The organism is Streptomyces sp. NPDC005820, from assembly GCF_040630255.1.
In the GTDB taxonomy this organism is placed as follows: domain Bacteria; phylum Actinomycetota; class Actinomycetes; order Streptomycetales; family Streptomycetaceae; genus Streptomyces.
The window spans coordinates 121181-140355 of the sequence record NZ_JBEXXE010000002.1 but is presented as its reverse complement, the minus strand read 5'-3'; the positions used below and the strand labels follow the sequence as shown (position 1 = coordinate 140355).

Sequence of the window (19175 nt, the reverse complement as noted above, 5' to 3'; positions counted from 1 at the left end):
CAGTAGGGTCAATCCTTTGCCTACCTATTACTCTTGACGCCAAGGCCACGCTGTGTGGCCATGGAGGAGTGAAATGAGGAGCAGAAACCCGGTCTTCTCGCGACGGGGGTTCAGCCGCGACAACGGCTACGCGGGCTTCAACGCGACGCCGCAGGCCGGGGGACCCGCTGTCGGCACGCAGGCCAACCCGTACGCGCAGGGCAACCCGTACGCCCAGCAGGCGGGCAACCCCTACGCCCAGAACCCCTACGCCCAGCAGCAGGTGGGCGCCCCGCCGCAGGCCCCGGTCACCCCGGGCGCCATGACCATGGACGACGTCGTCGCGCGCACCGCGACCACGCTCGGCACCGTGATCGTCACGGCGGTCCTGTCCTGGCTGCTGCTGCCCGTCGACGAGGCCAACCTCGGCAAGTCCTACGGCATCGCCGTCGGCGCCGGCCTGGTCGCGATGGTGCTGGCGCTCGTCCAGTCCTTCAAGCGCCGCCCGGCCCCCGCGCTGATCCTGTCGTACGCCGCCCTCGAGGGCGTCTTCCTCGGCGTGATCTCCTCCACGGTGTCGACGTACATCGCGGACGGCGTGGTCGTCCAGGCGGTCCTCGGCACCATGGCGGTCTTCGTCGGCGTGCTCGTGGCCTACAAGGCCGGCTGGATCCGCGTCAACCGCCGCTTCTACGGCTTCGTGATGGCCGCGGCGCTCGGCTTCGTCCTGCTGATGGCCGTGAACCTGCTGTTCACCGTCTTCGGCGGCGGTGACGGCCTCGGCTTCCGCAGCGGCGGCCTCGGCATCGTCTTCGGGATCATCGGCGTCATCCTGGGTGCCTGCTTCCTCGCCCTGGACTTCAAGCAGGTCGAGGACGGCATCGCCTACGGCGCCCCGCGCGAGGAGGCCTGGCTCGCCGCCTTCGGCCTCACGCTGACGCTGGTCTGGATCTACATGGAGTTCCTGCGACTCCTGGCGATCCTCAACAGCAACGACTAGCGCCATCGGTCGAGCCGACAGCGGTCGAGCACGGAAGGGCCCCGGTCTTCACCGGGGCCCTTCGGCGTCTGCGCGCCCTAGAGGAATTTGCGCGCGGCCCTCCTCAGTTCGTACTCGTGGATGATCGCCTTGGCGTGGCCGTACGCGAGATTGTGCTCGTGGCGCAGCCAGCTGACCTTCTCCTCGAAGCGGAGAGCGGGGCCTTCGTCGACGGTGCGCAGCCAGTCGGAGACTTCACGGCCGGTGCAGTGGGGGATACGGGCGAGCAGGTTGCGGTGGGTCTCCTCGGAGAGGACATGGGACATCGGCGCCTCCGGTTGCAAAGGGGATGTAAGCCGGTCCTTCAGGTCACCGTGCCTGAGCGTTCGCCCGTTGGCAACAGTCCGGGTGCGACGCGTACGCTCACGACGTGGTGGATACGACGTCTCTGACCCGTGCGGTGGATCACTTCGCCGATCGTTTGCGTGCGGCCCCGCAGAGCCGGTTGCAGCGGGGCGCTGCCGCTGAGGCGCTGGGACTGGCCCGGGAGTTGGCCAGCTGGGCGCAGCGTGTGGAGGAGCCCGGGGCGGAGCCTCGGGAGATGCCTGACGCGGGGATGTTCGCCGCGGCTGATCAAATCACCGTGGCTGTGCATGATCTGGCGGTCGTGCTTTCCGATGAGGGCCAGGTCGCCGAAGCTGTGCGGTTGGTGGAGGAGGCGCAGAAGCGGGCGGGGGTTTGAGGTGCGTTCGCGGGTGCGGGTGTGTGGGGGCTGGTCGCGCGGTTCCCCGCGCCCGTGGGTGTGCTGCGGTGCAGGCGCCTACAAGCTCGCTATGACCCTGTCCGCCAGGATGTAGACGTTCTCCTCGCCGCACGCGAACGTCAGGGTGTACGCGCCCGAGATGCCCGAGCCGCCCAGGAGGTACGGGGTCTCGCCCGCGGTGAGGGCGGTGGCGAGGCGGTCGGCCGTCTCGCGGTGGCCGGGGGTCATGCACAGGGTGGTGCCGTCGGCGAAGACGTAGACGTCGAGGGTGCCGAGAGGGCCCGGGCGGACGTCGGTCAGTTCGGTGCGGGACTCGGCCAGTTCCTCCAGGGCGGCGACCGTGCGTTCGTGGTCGTTCACGACGGGTGACTGGACCGGCACGAAGTCCGGGTGGGACGGGTGGCGGCGGCGGGCCGCGGCCAGTTCGGCGGAGTCTCCGGCGAACTCGTCGGCGTCCGCGGGCGGCTCGGTCACCGGCTCCAGCGGCTCCAGACCCACGAAGTCGGTCTGGCGGGGCAGGAACAGCTCGCTCTCCGGCAGACCCAGCAGGGAGGGGGCGTCGGAGGCGTCACGGGCCTCCTGGGCGGCCCAGAAGGCGCGCGCCTCGGCAAGCTCCCGCTCCCGCTCCTCCGCGAGCGCCTCGGCCACGGCCGCGCGTATCTCGGCGGTGTCCGTGGTGCTGCGGGCGGCCGGTACGAAGCCCCGTCGCTCGGCCGCGTGGTTCTCGGCGAGCTGGGTGTGCAGGGCGGCGACCTGGCGGCGCAGTTGCATGAGGGTGCGCAGGACGGCGACGCCCACGGCGCCGGTGGCGGCCGTGGTGACCAGCAGGGCGATCGGCATGGCGCTCACTGACGTACTCCCGGTTCCAAAGTCGACCCCCGACTTCCTACATCAGCTTGAAGGGCGGACTATCCAGCTGTCAGTGCGTAACGTCACGAAACGGACAGGAAATTGGGCCTGAGGTTTGCTAGTGAACCACTCTGAGCTGCGTAAATCCCTGACAGAGGGAGATAGGTCACATCCTGGGGGAGATTGGATCACAAAACGGCCCGGAGTCCAGGGCTTTCCCGGACTCCGGGCCGTGCCGTGACGGCAGGTGCCGAAACGGTTACGCAGAGGCGTTCGTCGGCGCGTTCGCCGGCGCGTTCGCCGGCGCGTTCGTCAGCTGAGGCGCTCGATGACCATCGCCATGCCCTGGCCGCCGCCGACGCACATCGTCTCCAGGCCGAACTGCTTGTCGTGGAACTGGAGGGAGTTGATGAGCGTGCCGGTGATCCGGGCGCCCGTCATGCCGAAGGGGTGGCCGACGGCGATGGCGCCGCCGTTGACGTTCAGCTTGTCGAGGTCGATGCCCAGGTCGCGGTAGGAGGGGATCACCTGCGCGGCGAACGCCTCGTTGATCTCGACCAGGTCGATGTCGTCGATCGTCAGGCCGGCGCGGCTCAGGGCCTGCTTCGACGCCTCCACCGGGCCGAGGCCCATGATCTCGGGGGAGAGGCCGGAGACGCCCGTGGACACGATCCGGGCGAGCGGGGTCAGGCCCAGCTCGCGGGCCTTGGTGTCGGACATGATGACGACCGCGGCGGCGCCGTCGTTGAGCGGGCAGCAGTTGCCGGCCGTGACCAGGCCGTCGGGGCGGAAGACCGGCTTCAGGCCGGACACGGCCTCCAGGGTGACGCCGGCGCGCGGGCCGTCGTCCTTGCTGACCACGGTGCCGTCGGGGAGGGTCACCGGGGTGATCTCGCGCTCCCAGAAGCCGTTCTTGAGGGCTTCCTCGGCGAGGTTCTGCGAGCGGACGCCGAACTCGTCCATGTCCTGGCGGGTGACGCCCTTGGCGCGGGCCAGGTTCTCCGCGGTCTGCCCCATCGCGATGTAGGGGTCGGGGAGCAGGCCGTCCTCGCGCGGGTCGTGCCAGGTGGAGCCCTCCTGGGAGGCCGTGGCGACGGTACGGGCCTCGGCGTCGGCGAAGAGGGGGTTCTTGGTGTCGGGGAGGCCGTCGGAGCTGCCCTTGGCGTACCGGGAGACCATCTCGACACCGGCCGAGATGAAGACGTCGCCCTCGCCGGCCTTGATGGCGTGCAGCGCCATGCGGGAGGTCTGGAGGGAGGAGGAACAGTAGCGGGTGATCGTGCAGCCGGGCAGGTGGTCCATGCCCATCTGCACGGCGACGATCCGGCCCAGGTTGTAGCCCTGCTCGCCGCCGGGGAGGCCGCAGCCGAGCATCAGGTCGTCGATGTCCCTCGGGTCCAGCTCGGGGACCTTCGCCAGGGCGGCCTGGATGATCGTGGCGGTGAGGTCGTCCGGGCGCAGGTCCTTCAGGGAGCCCTTGACGGCGCGGCCGATCGGGGAGCGGGCGGTCGAGACGATGACGGCTTCGGGCATCACGGCTCCAGTGGCGGAAGGGGTTCGTACGGGCACGGCTGCTTGGGAAGTTACCCGTACGTATGGCCTGGGTCACGGTGGTTGGCGTGTGACCCTGGCCGCACTTTCTAAGCGCTTGCTTGGTCTGGTGCCGACCGGCTCGGCTCCGCCTCCTCGACCCTCCTCCTGCGGCGGCGCTTCAGCAGGGCCCAGGGGCCCCGCGGGCCGGTCGGCATGGCCGCCGTGACCTCGGTGCCGGCCTCCGACGCGGCTTCCGCCGCCGCACGGGCCACCGGGAGGAAGCCCTCGCGGCGGGAGACGTCCGGGCGCTCCTCCTCCGCCGGCCAGAGGCCGAGGGCGGCGCAGACGGTGGGGAGGACGGCCATGGCGGCGGTGGCGTACCCCTCCGCCGAGGGGTGGTAGTGGTCGGGGCCGAACAGCTCGCGCGGGTTCTCCTCGAACTCGGGACCGAGGAGGTCGCCCAGCGACACGGTGCGGCCGCCCTGTTCGATCACGCCGATCGTCTGGGCGGCCGCCAGCTGACGGGAGGCTCTGCGGGCCAGCCAGCGCAGGGGCTGCGGGACCGGCTCGATCGTCCCGAGGTCGGGACAGGTGCCGACCACCACCTCCGCGCCGGCCGTGCGCAGCCGTCGTACCGCCGCCGCCAGATGACGGACCGAGCGGGTCGGCGGCATGCGGTGGGTGACGTCGTTGGCGCCGATCATGATCACGCAGATGTCGGGCACCTGGTCGGAGGTGCCGAGGATCAGCGCGACCTGGCGGTCGAGGTCGTCGGACTGGGCGCCGGGCAGGGCGACGTTGCGCAGCGCCACCGGGCGTTCCGCGACCGCGGCGAGACCGGAGGCCAGCAGCGCCCCCGGCGTCTGGCCGGAGCGTTGGACGCCCTGGCCGGCCGCGGTGGAGTCGCCGAGCAGGACCAGGCGCAGGGGCTCCGCGGCGGGGGTGCCGGGGGCGTCGTACGTACGGCCGTAGCGGCCGTCCGCGTGCGGCACCCGGTGGTGCTCGCCGTTGCCGTTCACGTGGCGCCGGGCCAGCTGCGCCTCCGCCAGCAGCAGTCCCACGACCGCCGCCCCGGCCAGGCCGATGCCGCCGCCGCCATAGGCCGCGCCGGCCGCGATGCGCCGGGCCACTCTCGCCCTCGACATGCTCGTCATGCCTCGCCGCCACCTCCTCGTGTCCGTACACCCACTCCTTGCCCCGTACGGACCGTCGGCCAATCTCGACGGGGAGTGAACGTCGCGGACGGGCCGTAGGCTGGCGTAACCACTACGACCACTGTTTTTGCAAGCAACCGGAGACAACGGTGCGATTCCACGACTCGATGATCAGCCTCGTCGGCAACACCCCGCTGGTGAAGCTCAACAACGTGACCCAGGGCATCCAGGCCACCGTTCTGGCCAAGGTCGAGTACTTCAACCCGGGCGGCTCCGTGAAGGACCGCATCGCCCTGCGCATGATCGAGGCGGCGGAGGAGAGCGGCGCGCTCAAGCCCGGCGGCACGATCGTCGAGCCCACCAGTGGGAACACCGGTGTCGGGCTGGCCATCGTGGCGCAGCAGAAGGGGTACAAGTGCATCTTCGTGTGCCCCGACAAGGTGAGCACCGACAAGATCAACGTGCTGCGGGCGTACGGCGCGGAGGTCGTCGTCTGCCCGACCGCCGTGGACCCCGAACACCCGGACTCGTACTACAACGTCTCCGACCGGCTGGTGCGCGAGACGCCCGGCGCCTGGAAGCCCGACCAGTACTCCAACCCCAACAACCCGCTCTCCCACTACCACTCCACCGGTCCGGAGCTGTGGGAGCAGACGGAAGGGAAGATCACGCACTTCGTCGCGGGCGTGGGGACCGGCGGCACCATCTCCGGCACCGGCCGCTATCTGAAGGACGCCAGCGACGGCCGCGTCCAGGTCGTCGGCGCCGACCCCGAGGGGTCCGTCTACTCCGGCGGCTCCGGGCGGCCGTACCTGGTCGAGGGCGTCGGTGAGGACTTCTGGCCGACCGCCTACGACCGGACCGTCGCCGACGAGATCGTCGCGGTCTCAGACAAGGACTCCTTCCAGATGACCCGCCGGCTGGCCAGGGAGGAGGGGCTCCTCGTCGGCGGCTCCTGCGGGATGGCCGTCGTCGCCGCGCTGCGGGTCGCCGAGCGGCTCGGGCCCGACGACGTGGTCGTCGTCCTGCTGCCGGACAGCGGCCGCGGGTACCTCTCCAAGATCTTCAACGACGAGTGGATTGGCCAACATGGGTTCAGCGAAGACACGGCGACGGAGCCGACCGCAGGAGACGTACTGAAGCAGAAGGAGGGAGGCGGCATCCCGAACTTCGTACACATGCACCCCAACGAGACCGTTGGGGATGCGATCGAGGTACTGAGGGAGTTCGGGGTATCGCAGATGCCAGTAGTGGCTAAGGGCGCTGGGCATCCCGATGTGATGGCCCCCGAGGTGATCGGGGCGGTGGACGAGCGAGTGTTGCTTCACGCACTCTTCGCCGACCGCGCCGGGTCAGGGGACCCGATCGAGAAGCACATGAGCCCGCCACTGCCGGTCGTCGGATCGGGAGAACCGGTGGCACGGATGATGTCCGTGCTGGAAGGACGGGACGCGGCGGTGGTCCTGGTGGACGGCAAGCCCACCGGAGTGATCACCCGCCAAGACCTTCTGGCCTTCCTCGCCGACTCCAACGGCTGACGGTACGTCCCCTGCGGGACAACCTGTGCGGAGGAGAACCATGGCTAAGCAGACTGAGACCTACCCGACCGTTGACGAGTGGGTTAACCGGCAGCTCGAAACGCTGCTGCCGTCCATCGACAAGGACACCTGGGCGGAACTCTGGACCGTCCTGAACCCGGACTCCGGTCTCCAGGCCGAAGCAGCCTGACTCCCCCCTCAGCAAGCCGCCCCCGAGCCTTCTGGCCGGGGGCGCTGTGCTGTCACGGCGCGAAGCGCCCGCGAGGGTCCGAGACCGCGCACAGGGGGCCTGTAGCGCGTGCAGACATAAGGCGGCCCCGATCGACTCGGGGGAGAAACGACCGGGGCCTTCCAGCGAGCAGCACTCGGGGGGAGACTGCTGCACCGCTGGTACCAGTCGCGTACCCGGTCGGCATATGCCAAAACAGAAGAACCCCCGTGTTGACGCCACAGGGGTTCCGCTGCGGCCCGGAGGCCGCGAGCAGCTTAATTCATTCATTCACAGGGGACTGCATGCGGTCTTCCAGATCGGCCATGCGCACAACATCCGGGCGGGGCTGGTTCCACTGGTTCTGAGGGACCTCGACACGGCGCGCGACGGGGCATGCAGCGAGGAACCTGCTGAAGTCCTCGTCGCACCAGGGAGGCACCCATGCCCCCGAGCGACAAAGGAAGACCGCATCGAAGACGACTTCCGGGGCCTGACCGTCGTCAATGGTCATGCTCACGGGGATCAGCGGGTGCTCAGACGGCCTCTTCATGGACTCCCGCCACGCGGGGAAGTGAACGAACACCTTCGACCCGTTCCAGTAGTGGGCGAGAAGCCAGTTCTCAGCGCTGATCTGCCCCGCATCCTTCCACTCATCGAAGGTGCGATGGTTCGACGGATACCCGCAGTCATGGTGCGCGTCGTAGAGGTGAACCGACTCCCACGGGCCGCTTCCCCCGACATTCGACGGGAAGATCTGACCGGCCCAAGCGTTCGAGTCCGCGTAGAAGAGTGAGGCGTCCGGTGCGATCTTGAACCTCTCCCAAAAGCCAGCGAACCCCTCGCAGAGCGGCAGAGGGACCCCGGCTTTGTTGAAGGCACGGATGCGCCGAAGCCAGATCGCCTCCACATGGATGGCGTCCTCGGCGACAGGCCACGCATACAGCTCGGGGTGAGGCCCGAGCGGTGCGCCGGCCGTGGGGGTTGGGAAGAAGAAATCCCAGTCGACCGCCAAGAGATGCATGCGAGTCCTAACGAGACGGGGGAAGTCCCCCAGCCTGAGCCGGGGGACTTCCTGGGGAGGTAGCGCAGCGGTCAGGCGAGGTGGCCCGGCGAGCCGGAACCGCCCTTGCCGTCGCCGTCCTCGATGTCGGTGTTGTCGTCGTCGTCGCCACCGCGGACGGTAGCCTTGCGACTGAGTGCTTCCTTGAGCGTCACGGCACTTGCCCTTCTCTCAAGACGCGGCCCAGGGTCCGTCCCCGGACCGTTGTGCACTTGCTGACCCACCCCCGGCCCGACCGTCCAAAGAGGGACCGGGGGTGGGGTCTTAGACCTCGTCCGTCCGCCACGGGGGAACGACGGACGAACGAGGAGCTATTCAGTGAGGGTGGCCACCAGGTTGTTCGTGGGGGTCCAAATCTCCGCCCGGCTCGCCAGGACCGAAGTACGGATCTTGTGCAGGCAGAAACAGTTCCGGGCTGCACTCCTGGCAGCCGCCACAGGAACCGCCTTGAGGTATCTGGCAGGCCATAGCTCTCTCTCAGAGGTGGTGCCCCGTTCCCGGCAGACGGCGGGGGAACGCCGGTCGGGAACGGGTGTCATGAGGCGGCCCGCTGGTCGAGCTGCCGCGTGTAGGCGTTGACGTACTGCCTCGACCACTCGCAGCAGCCTGCGCAGGCGAAGCCGGGGGCGGTGACCCCGTTCACGGTCACAGGGCCTATGAAGGTCACGGGCTGGTCCGACTTCCGACAGAGCCAGCAGAGTCCCTGTTGCCATCTCCGGACGGCAGTCACGACTTCGCTTCCACGAGGGCGTAGTCCTCGCAGGTGCGCTTGAACCGCTTGTGGCCGGTCTTGGCGGTGTGCTTGGCCATCCAGGTGTTCGCGGACTCGTCGTCCCCACACACCTCTGACTCGGCCCCGCACTCCTCTTCGTCCCCGGAAACACACAGGGCCTTGAAGGTGACCTCCCCTTGGGGGTCTCGATTGGTCTCGTAGTCCACGAACCGGATGACAGCTCTCACTGTGTGCCGACCTCGTTCTTCTTGACGTAGGCCACCAACAGGGCCTGGGTGAACGTGGCGGTGTCCTGCAAGAAGAAGAACGCTTCGTGGGCCTGCGAACGGGAGGTCGGTCGATTGGTCAGGGCCAGATGCCGGTCCACCAGGCCCAAGATCCTCAACACGTTCGGGTCCTCGTCTTCGCCGAGGCACTGGCCCCTGAGCAGATTCAAGCTCCCGGTCAATTGGCCGGACCTGGCGTCGATGTCCTCACGCTTCGACGTGCTGATGCTCATCGCGAGGGCTTCGTCTACGGCCTTGGTGATCGTCTCCACGTCGATGGGCAAGCGCGCGGCTTCGGCCTCCGACATCTCGCGTCTGTCAGTCACGCTCGCCACCACGCTTCTCCCCTCGATTCCGCCTACGCGGGCTGGGTTCGGAGACGAAACTAGAGGGGCCGGCCTCCAACTTCCAAGAAGATTGCGCCAGTTTGCAGCAAGCCAATTGACGGGCTCGAACGCCCCAGCGACCATCTTCTTGTCGCGCAATCCGGCGCAAGACAGCGGACGGGAGACCAGCCATGCAGCTACGGTTCCTTGGGAAGAACTCCACTCCCGGAGACAGCCCCACCCTGTACGCCAGTGATCAGGACAGCTACGTCATCCAAGGCTGGAAGGTGTACGCGAACGAACTGCTCATGCAGCTCGACGTGCCGGAAGGACAGACCGTCATCGAGGTGCCGACCGAGCTGTTCGAGCACCTGACGAAGGACGGCCGGCCCTCCGGAGAGATCAAGAAGTTCACCACACCGATCATGCTTGTCACCGAGCAGGGAACATGCGTCCTCCAAGGCCCGGAAATGCACGACCCGGAAGCCCTCAGCCAGATGCGCATGCCCGACTATGAGACCTGCATCGAGGTCCCCAAGTCCTCGATCGCGGCCCTACTGGAGGAAGACAGTGGACCTGATCACTCCCGCGCAGCGTGACGAGCTGTTCAACCAGTTCGAGCGGGATGCGTTCCATCTTGAGCTGAGGGACGACTACGGGTCGCCTGTCGAGGACACTCCATATGCCCGATGGCAGCGGGGAGAGCCCGACGACTACGCATGGCTTGACGCCTGGACGACGCTGATGAAGCGCGTCACGGGAGAGGGCAAGACAGTGCGTCGGGTCCGTGTTGTGACGGAGCCGCACAGCCAATACGTCAGGTGGGAACACTCGCTGACTCGCCTCAACATCGAGATGGGCGAGGACATCCGCTGGCTGCCACGACACCTGCTGCCCGAGGGCATCACGTTCCCCCTGGCAGGTAACGACTGGTGGCTGTACGACGACCGGCTTCTTGCCGTGGGCCACTTCGACCCTGAAGGGCGGGTCCTGGGCTCGGAGATTGTGGAAGCCGCGGACGTCGTGGCTGAGTGCGCCGGCCTGCGTGACCAGCTCTGGTCTCTCGCCATCCCACACGCCGAGTACAAGCCCTGACTCATCCGTGAGCAACCAAGCACAAGAGGCACGAGAGGCGCTGGGTGCCCGGCTTCGTGGATTCCGTAAGGACGCGGGCTTCACGAGCGGCCGGGCATTCGCGCTGGCCACCGGGTGGCAGGAGTCAAAGGTTTCCCGCATCGAGAACGGGAAGCAGAACGCCAGCGAAACTGACATCCGCACCTGGTGCACCAAGACCAACAGGCCCGAGCAGATCGAGGACCTGATCGCCACAGTTCGTCACATCGATGAGCTGTGGCTTGAGTGGCGTCGCCAGCTTGAGACCGGGGCCGAGACACGGCAGAGCAAGGCCATCCCCGTCTATGCCAGGACCAAGGTCTTCCGCATCTGGCACCCCACTCTCATCTGGGGGACGCTCCAGACCGCCGACTACGCGGCGGCCACCTTTGAACAGGTCGTCGACTTCTTCGAGATCCCCAACGACACAGAGGCAGCCACAGCCAAACGGCTCGAACGGCAGCAGTACCTGTACCAGGGCGATCGGATCTTCAACGTCCTGCTTGCCGAGCAGGCGTTGTACACCAACTTCGGAGGCCCGGAGGTGATGAAGGGGCAGCTTGACCGCCTCCTGGCGGTCATGAGGCTTGCACGCCTCAGCCTGGGCATCATCCCGCGCTCTGCACCTGTCCACATCTGGCCTGGCAACTCGTTCTCGATGTTCGATGACCGGCTCGTGCTCGTGGAGACGTACTCGGCCGAATTCTCAGTTACCCAACCCCGCGAAATCGAGATGTACGCGAAGGCGTACTCGCTCTTGCAGCGTTCCGCGGTCTACGGGACCGCTGTCCGCGACCTCATCTTCAACGCCATCCAGCACTTCGACCACATGCCCACCGACTAGGAGGCCGACTTGACATCTGAGCCCAACTGGCGTACCAGCTCCTACACGTCCAGTGACAGTTGCGTGGAGGTGGCCGACAATGATAAGCGGAGGGTGATGATCAGGGACACCAAGGATCGGAAACGCGGGGTCCTGGGCGTGAGACCGGCACCCTGGGCGGCCTTCGTGGACCACGCGAAGTCACTCTGACGCAGATATCTATTCATGGGGCCCCTCTCTTGTGGAGGGGCCCTACTGCTGTCACCTGACGACCTGTCAGAGGGTATATAAACCCCTTACAAAAAAGATGTATGTGTCAGTGGGGCATCTCGTAGGACATCAGGGGCTTGAAGTGTGCCTCAGCTCACTCCATAGGCTCATTTCATTCATTCATGCAGGTCAGTGAGGGGCGAACGAGACCCTGAACCGAGCCTCGGGAGGCCCTGAGAGGCATCAGGAGGGCCCAAAAAGGGGTCTGAGAGGGGTTGGAAGGGGGTAGGGGCCGGCAGGCCGGCACCGAGCTGTCTGCGGGCTTCAAATTCTTTAAACCCGTACACATATCAAGGACAGCACCCCCGGTGGGTCCTGTGTGAGTGATCTAATGTATTACCCCCGTGTGTGTATGTGCATGCACGAATGAATGAATACCTATGCGCCCATCTAATTCATTCACTCATGAGCGGGGGGTGAGGGAACGCTCACACTCGGCAACGTTCGGTGTGCTGGTCGGACGGTCGGGGGGTGCCTAGGGGTGCCGACAGGGCTACCTACTGGCGAGTAATAGTCAAGTGTGCGTAAAGCCTGGACCATGAGCGACCCATTGAACGAGCAAAGATAAGGTCAAGGCAGAGCGCTTTAGGTAAAGCATGGGCAAAGGAAAATCGCCGCCTTCGGGCGTGCCAGCCCTCCCCCGTGTGGTCTGCGTCACAGGGGTGGGGGGTATAAGTGCCCGAATTGCCCACCTATGCCATATTGACATTCTCCAGCATGGTGATCTATCACGCGCATCTTCCCTACTTAGAGTGTGGGCAGGAAGTTGTTTCGGGAGTTGCTTCGAGGGGTGTGTAGACCTAATGTTCTCGGTGTCGGAACAAGCGGCGCAGCAAGGCCCCTCCGGAAGTACCGCCCCCGCAGTCAGCGGGGAGATCAGGGAAACCGTAGAGAACGGGTAGCGCGCTTGAACGAATGAATGAAAGGGCATGCGTACGGCGTCCCTAGCCCTCACAAGGGGCCATACGACCGGAGCGCGAGTTACTTGATAACTGAACAGTGGATAGGGCGTCTGGCAGCGAATAGGCCAGCATCCGAGCGCAAGTACTGACGTCAGTCTCAGTAGGCGTAGCGCTCCCATAGCCTCACCGGCACTGTGTAGGCAGTGCGACGGGCATCTATGGGGAAGCGAGCAACGAACAGACCGACTTAGGAAGGGTCCTGGGGGCTACTCAGGGGCGATAGGGAAAGCGTGATGACAGATGTTGGCAAGGAACCTGACAGGCCGTTCTACCCACTGTTCTGTCCCATCTGGGGCAATGAATAGGACACGTCGTCAGCGTGTGCTGAATAGCCGGACCTGATCACCCGGTATCAATAGATCACCCCTGCTTTATGGGCAAAAAGTTGTTTCGAGGGGGCGACTGGTGCGAACCTGCACTAGCGCCGACTGCCCTTGAGAAACGGCCGGATGCCTTGCACTACCCATGCACCACCTTGCAATACCAGCCGACACCACGTGTCCGGCGTGCGACGTAAGGGGCGACTGATACTCGCCTCTACCGGTCACGACCCTAAGCGTGTGAGGCACTGCGGGATGAATGCCTTCGGGTTGTAAACCGCTTGCGCCGCAGGGGCGCTGCACGACCCTGCAAGAGCCGTGCGCGGGTCAAACCTGCACGGTTCCCTATGCGACCGCCATAAGGCGGCGCAGAAACCCCCTAGACCCTGGAAAGGGTGATTGTGATGAACGCTGTTGTGCGTGCCCCCGGTAAGGCTTCCTGCGGGTGCACTGTGAAGCGTGGCCAGCACACCTACGAACAGAAGGTGTGGACGGTCGACGTGTACGACCGTGAGGGCAACCCGCTGGAAACGCTCGACGTCGTGGCGTCGACGGAGCGGGCCGCAAAGTCCCGCCTGCTGGTCGACCTGTACCGCAAGGGCATTAATGCCAGCACGCAGGGATGGACCCTCATTCCGGCTGGCTACGCGGTCCGTGAGCGGGAGTGCTGCCGGGATGCCCGGTGGTGCTGGGCGTGTGAGATGCGGGCGGACGAGAACCGCGCATAGCCATGCCCTGAAAGTTGCTTCGAGGGCTGAACGGGCCTGGTCATTCCCCGGCATTGACGCTGCCGGGGGGTGGCCATACCCGGTTATCCACCGGCCACATCCCTACGTCAGAAAGGCTCCACCATGCTTACTCTCGCCCCCGAATACGGTCACGAAATTGCGGCCTGGCGTGCCAAGTTCACTGAAGCTGTCGAGGACTACGCCAGTCAGAGCTACGCCTATTCGCTGGGTCACTTCGAGACTGCGGCCGAAGACAACGACTGGGCGCACATTGGCCTGATCATGGACAACCTTCACCCGGCCGCGTCCTCCACCGACCAGCGCTATTACGGGTACGACACTGCCCGTTGGGCGCAGGGCACGTCGAATGCGGAAGCGATCGAAGAGGCGTTGAACGCTGCGGACGGCGGCATGGGCTGGGCGTACGGGCCCGGTGAGACGTACGTCTATGACGCGGACAATGCGGCGGTTGTCGCGGTCGTCGAAGAGCTGGAAGGGGCGTTGGCCTCTTACGGATGGCTCAACGAAGAGCGCGCATCCGAGCTGGAAGACGAAGAGAACCACCCGGACGACTTCACCTGCCACGCTGGCCGGGACTGCGGATGCTACGTGTCGTCTCACGAATGCTCGGACGTATTCCGGGACGGTGTCGAGTCGGGCGACATCACGTCGAAGATGACGGAATGGCACTGCCCTTACTGCCAGGAAGACCGGGAGATCGGCCGCGAAGAGCGCGCCGCAATGGCGCTCATCCTGGCCCGGAAGTGGCACGAGGACATACAGGCGGCCGGTCAGATGACCGTGTTCATGTTCGTCGCCTAAAGGTCCCGCTCACTGGGGTGGACGCTCTTAGTCGGACCTGGCATTGACGCTGCCGGGTCCGGCCATGTCCGGTCACCTACACATCACTTGGAGCCGCTGTGCGCGTTCGCGCATTCCTCGCGGGTGCCGCTGCTGCGGTCGCCCTTTTCCTGGCCGGTCACGCTACGGCGGCCGATGCCACACCCAAGACAGACCACGTGGCTACGTGGAATGACGGTTTCGCCGACTCGAAACAGGACGACTGCGAGATGGGTTTCGCCCCCGCGTGTTCCTGGCTTTCCGAAGTGCACTGACACCCAACCCGAAAGGCACCCATGCCCGGCTATACCCGCTCCCTTGTCCTCACCCGCTCCGTACGCACCGTGTGCCAGTGCGGGGAGGGCGTAGAGGTGCGCTGCGTCGAGGACGGCTCGCTTGGGCGAGCGCTCGGCCTTACCGACCTGCCCACGGAGTCGGACGCCCGTACCGCGCTCGGAGTGTGGGAGGCAACGCACGAGTGCGCGCCGACCGTCGCCGAGCTGATGACCCTTCTCGGTCTGGACGTGCTCTGACATGCGACTCACTGACGCCCTATGGATGGTCGCCGAGTGCGGCGAGCCGTCCGGCCTGTTGCTCGGTCTCGGTCCGGGCCCGGATCAGGTCTACGTGTTCCCGCCGCGCCCCGTGCGGATGGACGTTGGCGACCTGATGAACGGGCACCTCCCGTTCTTCCCCTGGGCGAGAGATGACGCCGCGCTGCGGCTGCACTTCGAACACCTGCGGTCGACGCACCCCGATTCCCTCTACCTCGATTGAGAGACGCCCCTATGTACGTCGCCCACATCGGCCCGGCCTGGCACAAGCGGTTCAACGACTACGCGGAAGCGGTCGCGTACGCGGCCTCCTACGGACTCCCGTCCGTGTTCGTTGAGCTGAACCTCTACAAGCGCAAGTACACCCGCTGAAAGGCAGACATGAGCACCACTGATGAGCTGTGGCAGACCCTCACGGACACGCTGAACGCGCTTGAAGATGCAGGCGAGTCCATCAACTTCGGTTCGCGGCAGGGCTCGGAAACGGGCTGGTACAGCGTGCCGTACGTCGTCTCGATCCGGCGTTCCGGCCTTCAGGTCACGTGGGACCAGGACGCCCACAGATGGCGACGCGTGATCACGCTCGCGAAGCACTGACGCCCGGTCGTGTGCCTGGCCCCCGGACGCTCGACGGCCGGGGGCCTCACTCATCACCGGACGCACCTCACCACCAACGAAGGGACACACCCATGCCGCGTATCTACGTAGCGAGCCTGACCGACTACAACCACGGCGAACTGCACGGGGAATGGATCGACGCCGACCAGGACCCGGACGCCATACAGGACGACGTCAACGCCATGTTGGCCACGTCGCCGACCGCGAAGCGGTACGGGGGCAAGGCCGAGGAGTGGGCCATCCACGACTACGACGACTTCGGCGGTATCGAGCTGGGGGAGTGGGAGTCCTTCGAGCGGGTGTCGGCGCTGGCATCCCTGTTGAGGGACAAGCCGGCCGCCCTCGTGGCCCATTTCATGGGGGACGGTCACGACCTCGAAGACATCCCCGACCTGATCTCTGACCGCCTGATGGGTGAGTACGACGAGAGCACCGAGCTAAAGGCGGTCGCGGCCCACAACTACGAGCAGTTGGAGGGACGCGAGGACATCCCCGAGGACATCCGCGCTCACCTCGGAGCGGTCGCCGAAGCCATGGCGCACGACGACATCAACGGTGGCGGGCTCTACACGGTCGAGGTTCGCGGCCCGTCCGGGGCCTCGTTCTACGTGCTGAGCATGAACTGACGCTCACCCCACCCTCACCACCTTTACGCCGGGCCATTGACGCGGACCCGGCCTTTTTCATGCCCTCGAAAGGACACACCACCATGCGCAACATCTTCGCTCGCATCGCTGCCCGATTCCGTAAGCCTGCCCCGGTTGAGGTGGTTGAGATCGACTTCGGCCCGTTCAACCGGTACACGGTCGTCCTCGACTGGGCCGGGGATAACGGGTTCCTTGACGCTCCCGTCATGCACATCGAGGCCGGAAGCCGGATGGAGGCTTTCACGGCCGCTCGTATGGCCGCGTGGGACGAGTACGCGGGACACATCATCGAGATTCCGAAGGGTGCCGAGTACGACGAGTACGAGGCCGAAGAGCTGTGGTACACGGTCGCGATTCTGGAGGGCTGGGCGGTCGAGGCCGCTGCCTGATCTGAGCGGCTGAGTTTGGTTGCGGCCGGGCCAGTGCCCGGCCGTTTCCATGCCCATCCGATCAGAAAGGGGCACCCATGGTTCGCTCGCTCATTTCGCTCGCCGCCCGTCGCCGCCTGAATCCGTTCACCGTCGTCCGTGACTGGGACTCGGACATGTTCGATGCGGGATGCGATGACATCCGTGTCCAGGAGGACCCCGAGGTTTTCCACGTGTGGGCCGCCAACGCCTCGGACGCATCGGATGAAGCCGACCGCTTGGCCGAAGAGAAGTTCGGGGAAGAGACCGCGTACTTCCTGCACTCCGTTGCCGTTCTGCGTGGTCACGCGCCGTTGGCGGATGCCCGATGACGACCGTCACCCTTTCCCGATTCCGCTGTGCCAAGTACGAGCGGATAGAGGCCGAGTTCACGCATGAGGTCGAGAACCTGCACGGCACGGCGACGCTCAACACGAATGACCAGGTGGCCCGTTCTGCGGCCACGTGGGAGCTGGGCGCGAAACGCTCGATGGCCCGAAGGCTGGATAACCACCTGCGCCGCTGTGGCGTCTGCCGCTAACCCGAGATAGGAACACCCCCTTTGAATCTGTGCGACTTCTGCACGGGCAGCGTTCCCGCCTTCCTGTACGTGATCCCGATGGGCTTTATGCCGTCCATCGGTGGCGCGGTGCAGCTCGATGACGGCCGGTGGCAGGCGTGCCACGAGTGCGCCGAACTGGTCGACGCTCGCCACCCCGGACGGCTGGCCGCTCACGTTGTCGGCCGCATGGAAGCGGACGCCCTTAACCCGATGGTCCTGACGGCCGAAGGCCGGGCGGAACTACTCGGCATCCTCGCCACCCAATACGCGGCCCTGTTCAATGCCCAGCCCTCGAAGGAGAACCTGTAATGCCTTGGTCTTACGACGTGCACGCCTGTGAGAGCACCAACCACGACACGTTCTGCGCGATGAAGAGCGTGGGCGAATACGGGGAGGACTGGAAGGCCGCTTACAAGGACGCGGCCGAGCGTCCGCACGCCTTCGTCATGCTCCGCAACACGGCCAACGACCGGCAGACGGTCAGCTTCAAGCACACGGCCGGGGGCGGCCTGTGCGAGACGTGCGCGACCGGCCGCGGGCCCGCTTACAGCATGGTCGGTCTCGGCCTGGTCTACGTCTGCCGCGAGTGCATACGGGGCTTCTACCAGGACGCCTGCGACCGCGCGAAGGCAAACGGCTGGTACCGCCCGGACCCTTACCGGCCTGCCCTCGAAAAGGCTCTGGCCTAGTCGCTTGTGCCACCCCCAGGGACTCGCCGGCCTGGGGGTGGTGCTGGCCACTAGGAGGGGAGAGCGGTTGGTATTCGACCCCGAGGACGTACGGGCCTACATGGTCCGCAAGGGAATGCGGGACGCGGACGACCGCTCGCCGGTAACGCCTCCGGAAGAGCGCTTCTATGCCGCATACAAGCCGAGGGATGACGCTCGGGACGCTCAAGAGGTAGAGCGGAAACGCCAGTCCGACGAGATGTGGGAACGCGCCAAGGCTGCACAAGAGCGCTATTGGCGAATGAAAGAGCACATGCGCAAGGCCCGTGAGTGGGGCCGCGAAAACGGATTCTTCGTAGGCACGCGAGGCCGGATACCGGCGCGTGTATGGGCCGGATATCAGGAAGCGATAGGGGAGGAACTGTGAGCCTGATGAAGCGATACGCCGAGGACTCCGAGACGCTGGCAGACCGCGCGGCGGTCATTGCCTGGACCGATGACACAGACCAGCGCTTCGAGGAACTGCGAGCGCTTTACGCGGACTGCCACAAGGCAGCCGACATCTACGCCGACCCGGCTGCGGTCGCGGAACTGTTCGTGCAGAAGGTCACGGACACCTTCCATGAGGCACGCGGCCTGGTCGTCGGTCTCCCCGCTCTCGTCTGAACCCTGGAAAGGAACACCCGTGATCGAGAACATCAAGCCGCAGGACACCTACGACCACATCTTCGGGGCCTCTTTCGACATGTGGTCCTGGTGGGGCGTCGTCCGCTCCGAATGGGACCAGCGCGGGGACGCTCCCGACTTCTGGAACGTGGTTGTCCCCATCGATGACCCGTACAAGGACGGGCCCGCTCTGAAGATGGTCGTGACGCACAACATCATCTTGGGCGCGATGCAGCGCATAGCCGACGGTCGAGTTTCCAAGTACGTGTCCCAGTACACGTACCAGGAATGCGTGTCCTTCCTGAAGGACGGGCCTGATCACGCCGACTTCGATGCAGACTCGGCAGATCAGGTAATGCAGGTGGCGACGCTCGGAGAGGTGGTCTACGGATGACCGCTTACCAGGCTGGTGATTACGTCTACATCCTGCGTGAGGACGGATCAGTTATGGGGGCCGGGCGCATCAAGAGGCAGCGGCCGGACGGCCGTTACAAGGTCCGGAAGGCCGGACGGAATCAGGTGGTCACGCTGCCGTCCGGTCGGCTGGCCATTCACCCGCAGAACAGTTGGTAGCGAGCGCTTTTAGTGAGGGCCGGGACATTGACG

General features: G+C 65.8%; 32 protein-coding genes. 24 read left to right on the top strand and 8 right to left on the bottom strand.

What is annotated here, in order from left to right:
• The first annotated feature begins 73 nt into the window (after nt 1-73).
• The gene (locus ABZ464_RS02960; protein WP_359270016.1) at nt 74-979 is read left to right on the top strand and encodes a Bax inhibitor-1/YccA family protein; all 906 of its coding nucleotides are present in this window, start codon (nt 74-76) and stop codon (nt 977-979) included.
• Between the two features lie 77 nt (nt 980-1056).
• On the opposite strand, the gene ABZ464_RS02955 is transcribed toward ABZ464_RS02960, so the two are convergent.
• A complete protein-coding gene (locus ABZ464_RS02955) occupies nt 1057-1284 on the bottom strand; it encodes a DUF4287 domain-containing protein (RefSeq protein WP_055631699.1) in 228 nt (75 codons plus the stop codon).
• A 104-nt stretch (nt 1285-1388) separates the two neighbouring features.
• Between ABZ464_RS02955 and ABZ464_RS02950 the strand changes: the two genes are divergently transcribed.
• Entirely contained in the window at nt 1389-1700 is a 312-nt protein-coding gene (locus ABZ464_RS02950; protein ID WP_359270013.1) for a hypothetical protein, read from the top strand.
• 78 nt (nt 1701-1778) lie between these two features.
• On the opposite strand, the gene ABZ464_RS02945 is transcribed toward ABZ464_RS02950, so the two are convergent.
• From ABZ464_RS02945 to ABZ464_RS02935, 3 genes are all read right to left on the bottom strand, one after another.
• The gene (locus ABZ464_RS02945) at nt 1779-2570 is read right to left on the bottom strand and encodes a hypothetical protein (RefSeq protein ID WP_359270011.1); all 792 of its coding nucleotides are present in this window, start codon (nt 2568-2570) and stop codon (nt 1779-1781) included.
• A 312-nt stretch (nt 2571-2882) separates the two neighbouring features.
• On the bottom strand, nt 2883-4103 hold the full coding sequence (locus tag ABZ464_RS02940) for an acetyl-CoA C-acetyltransferase (RefSeq protein ID WP_359270009.1): 1221 nt from the start codon (nt 4101-4103) through the stop codon (nt 2883-2885).
• A 107-nt stretch (nt 4104-4210) separates the two neighbouring features.
• Nucleotides 4211-5257, bottom strand: coding sequence for an SGNH/GDSL hydrolase family protein (locus tag ABZ464_RS02935; protein WP_359270007.1), 1047 nt, complete (start codon nt 5255-5257; stop codon nt 4211-4213).
• Between the two features lie 149 nt (nt 5258-5406).
• Here ABZ464_RS02935 and ABZ464_RS02930 point away from each other — a divergent pair, with 149 nt between their 5' ends.
• Nucleotides 5407-6795 (top strand): cystathionine beta-synthase, encoded by a 1389-nt coding sequence (locus ABZ464_RS02930; RefSeq protein ID WP_359270004.1) that lies wholly within the window; start codon nt 5407-5409, stop codon nt 6793-6795.
• 40 nt (nt 6796-6835) lie between these two features.
• Complete coding sequence (locus ABZ464_RS02925) at nt 6836-6985, top strand: hypothetical protein (protein ID WP_359270001.1); 150 nt, start codon at nt 6836-6838, stop codon at nt 6983-6985.
• A gap of 301 nt (nt 6986-7286) precedes the next feature.
• Here the strand turns inward: ABZ464_RS02925 and ABZ464_RS02920 are convergent, their stop codons facing one another.
• The 4 genes from ABZ464_RS02920 to ABZ464_RS02905 form a co-directional block, all read right to left on the bottom strand.
• The gene (locus ABZ464_RS02920) at nt 7287-8018 is read right to left on the bottom strand and encodes a hypothetical protein (RefSeq protein ID WP_359269998.1); all 732 of its coding nucleotides are present in this window, start codon (nt 8016-8018) and stop codon (nt 7287-7289) included.
• Nucleotides 8019-8098: 80 nt separating this feature from the next.
• A complete protein-coding gene (locus ABZ464_RS02915) occupies nt 8099-8221 on the bottom strand; it encodes a hypothetical protein (protein ID WP_359269996.1) in 123 nt (40 codons plus the stop codon).
• A 571-nt stretch (nt 8222-8792) separates the two neighbouring features.
• Nucleotides 8793-9026 (bottom strand): hypothetical protein, encoded by a 234-nt coding sequence (locus tag ABZ464_RS02910; RefSeq protein ID WP_359269993.1) that lies wholly within the window; start codon nt 9024-9026, stop codon nt 8793-8795.
• Nucleotides 9023-9391: a hypothetical protein gene (locus tag ABZ464_RS02905; protein ID WP_359269990.1), complete on the bottom strand. Its 369-nt coding sequence runs from the start codon at nt 9389-9391 to the stop codon at nt 9023-9025. Before ABZ464_RS02905 ends, ABZ464_RS02910 begins: the two co-directional genes overlap by 4 nt.
• A gap of 191 nt (nt 9392-9582) precedes the next feature.
• On the opposite strand from ABZ464_RS02905, the gene ABZ464_RS02900 reads away from it, so the two are divergent.
• From ABZ464_RS02900 to ABZ464_RS02805, 20 genes are all read left to right on the top strand, one after another.
• Nucleotides 9583-9990, top strand: coding sequence for a hypothetical protein (locus ABZ464_RS02900; RefSeq protein ID WP_359269988.1), 408 nt, complete (start codon nt 9583-9585; stop codon nt 9988-9990).
• Entirely contained in the window at nt 9962-10486 is a 525-nt protein-coding gene (locus tag ABZ464_RS02895) for a DUF6879 family protein (protein WP_359269985.1), read from the top strand. Before ABZ464_RS02900 ends, ABZ464_RS02895 begins: the two co-directional genes overlap by 29 nt.
• Nucleotides 10487-10493: 7 nt before the next feature.
• Complete coding sequence (locus ABZ464_RS02890) at nt 10494-11348, top strand: helix-turn-helix transcriptional regulator (RefSeq protein WP_359269982.1); 855 nt, start codon at nt 10494-10496, stop codon at nt 11346-11348.
• 9 nt (nt 11349-11357) lie between these two features.
• Entirely contained in the window at nt 11358-11537 is a 180-nt protein-coding gene (locus ABZ464_RS02885; protein WP_359269979.1) for a DUF397 domain-containing protein, read from the top strand.
• A gap of 1746 nt (nt 11538-13283) precedes the next feature.
• Entirely contained in the window at nt 13284-13607 is a 324-nt protein-coding gene (locus tag ABZ464_RS02880) for a hypothetical protein (protein ID WP_359269977.1), read from the top strand.
• A gap of 123 nt (nt 13608-13730) precedes the next feature.
• Nucleotides 13731-14429: a hypothetical protein gene (locus tag ABZ464_RS02875; RefSeq protein ID WP_359269974.1), complete on the top strand. Its 699-nt coding sequence runs from the start codon at nt 13731-13733 to the stop codon at nt 14427-14429.
• Nucleotides 14430-14743: 314 nt separating this feature from the next.
• Nucleotides 14744-14980, top strand: coding sequence for a hypothetical protein (locus tag ABZ464_RS02870; protein ID WP_359269972.1), 237 nt, complete (start codon nt 14744-14746; stop codon nt 14978-14980).
• Nucleotide 14981: 1 nt separating this feature from the next.
• Complete coding sequence (locus ABZ464_RS02865; protein WP_359269969.1) at nt 14982-15224, top strand: hypothetical protein; 243 nt, start codon at nt 14982-14984, stop codon at nt 15222-15224.
• Entirely contained in the window at nt 15221-15373 is a 153-nt protein-coding gene (locus ABZ464_RS02860; protein ID WP_359269966.1) for a hypothetical protein, read from the top strand. The genes ABZ464_RS02865 and ABZ464_RS02860 overlap by 4 nt, the downstream gene beginning before the upstream one ends.
• A 9-nt stretch (nt 15374-15382) precedes the next feature.
• Nucleotides 15383-15598, top strand: a complete 216-nt coding sequence (locus ABZ464_RS02855; RefSeq protein ID WP_359269964.1) for a hypothetical protein — start codon at nt 15383-15385, stop codon at nt 15596-15598.
• Between the two features lie 92 nt (nt 15599-15690).
• The gene (locus tag ABZ464_RS02850) at nt 15691-16245 is read left to right on the top strand and encodes an antirestriction protein ArdA (protein ID WP_359269961.1); all 555 of its coding nucleotides are present in this window, start codon (nt 15691-15693) and stop codon (nt 16243-16245) included.
• An 83-nt stretch (nt 16246-16328) separates the two neighbouring features.
• On the top strand, nt 16329-16655 hold the full coding sequence (locus tag ABZ464_RS02845) for a hypothetical protein (RefSeq protein ID WP_359269958.1): 327 nt from the start codon (nt 16329-16331) through the stop codon (nt 16653-16655).
• Nucleotides 16656-16732: 77 nt separating this feature from the next.
• Nucleotides 16733-17005, top strand: coding sequence for a hypothetical protein (locus ABZ464_RS02840; protein ID WP_359269955.1), 273 nt, complete (start codon nt 16733-16735; stop codon nt 17003-17005).
• A complete protein-coding gene (locus ABZ464_RS02835) occupies nt 17002-17214 on the top strand; it encodes a hypothetical protein (protein ID WP_359269953.1) in 213 nt (70 codons plus the stop codon). The genes ABZ464_RS02840 and ABZ464_RS02835 overlap by 4 nt, the downstream gene beginning before the upstream one ends.
• Before the next feature lie 21 nt (nt 17215-17235).
• Nucleotides 17236-17544, top strand: a complete 309-nt coding sequence (locus ABZ464_RS02830) for a hypothetical protein (protein WP_359269950.1) — start codon at nt 17236-17238, stop codon at nt 17542-17544.
• Entirely contained in the window at nt 17544-17924 is a 381-nt protein-coding gene (locus tag ABZ464_RS02825) for a hypothetical protein (RefSeq protein WP_359269947.1), read from the top strand. The genes ABZ464_RS02830 and ABZ464_RS02825 overlap by 1 nt, the downstream gene beginning before the upstream one ends.
• 67 nt (nt 17925-17991) lie before the next feature.
• Nucleotides 17992-18330: a hypothetical protein gene (locus ABZ464_RS02820; protein ID WP_359269944.1), complete on the top strand. Its 339-nt coding sequence runs from the start codon at nt 17992-17994 to the stop codon at nt 18328-18330.
• The gene (locus ABZ464_RS02815) at nt 18327-18569 is read left to right on the top strand and encodes a hypothetical protein (RefSeq protein WP_359269942.1); all 243 of its coding nucleotides are present in this window, start codon (nt 18327-18329) and stop codon (nt 18567-18569) included. Before ABZ464_RS02820 ends, ABZ464_RS02815 begins: the two co-directional genes overlap by 4 nt.
• Before the next feature lie 19 nt (nt 18570-18588).
• Nucleotides 18589-18963 (top strand): hypothetical protein, encoded by a 375-nt coding sequence (locus ABZ464_RS02810; RefSeq protein ID WP_359269940.1) that lies wholly within the window; start codon nt 18589-18591, stop codon nt 18961-18963.
• Nucleotides 18960-19142, top strand: coding sequence for a hypothetical protein (locus tag ABZ464_RS02805; protein WP_359269937.1), 183 nt, complete (start codon nt 18960-18962; stop codon nt 19140-19142). Before ABZ464_RS02810 ends, ABZ464_RS02805 begins: the two co-directional genes overlap by 4 nt.
• Nucleotides 19143-19175: the final 33 nt, after the last annotated feature.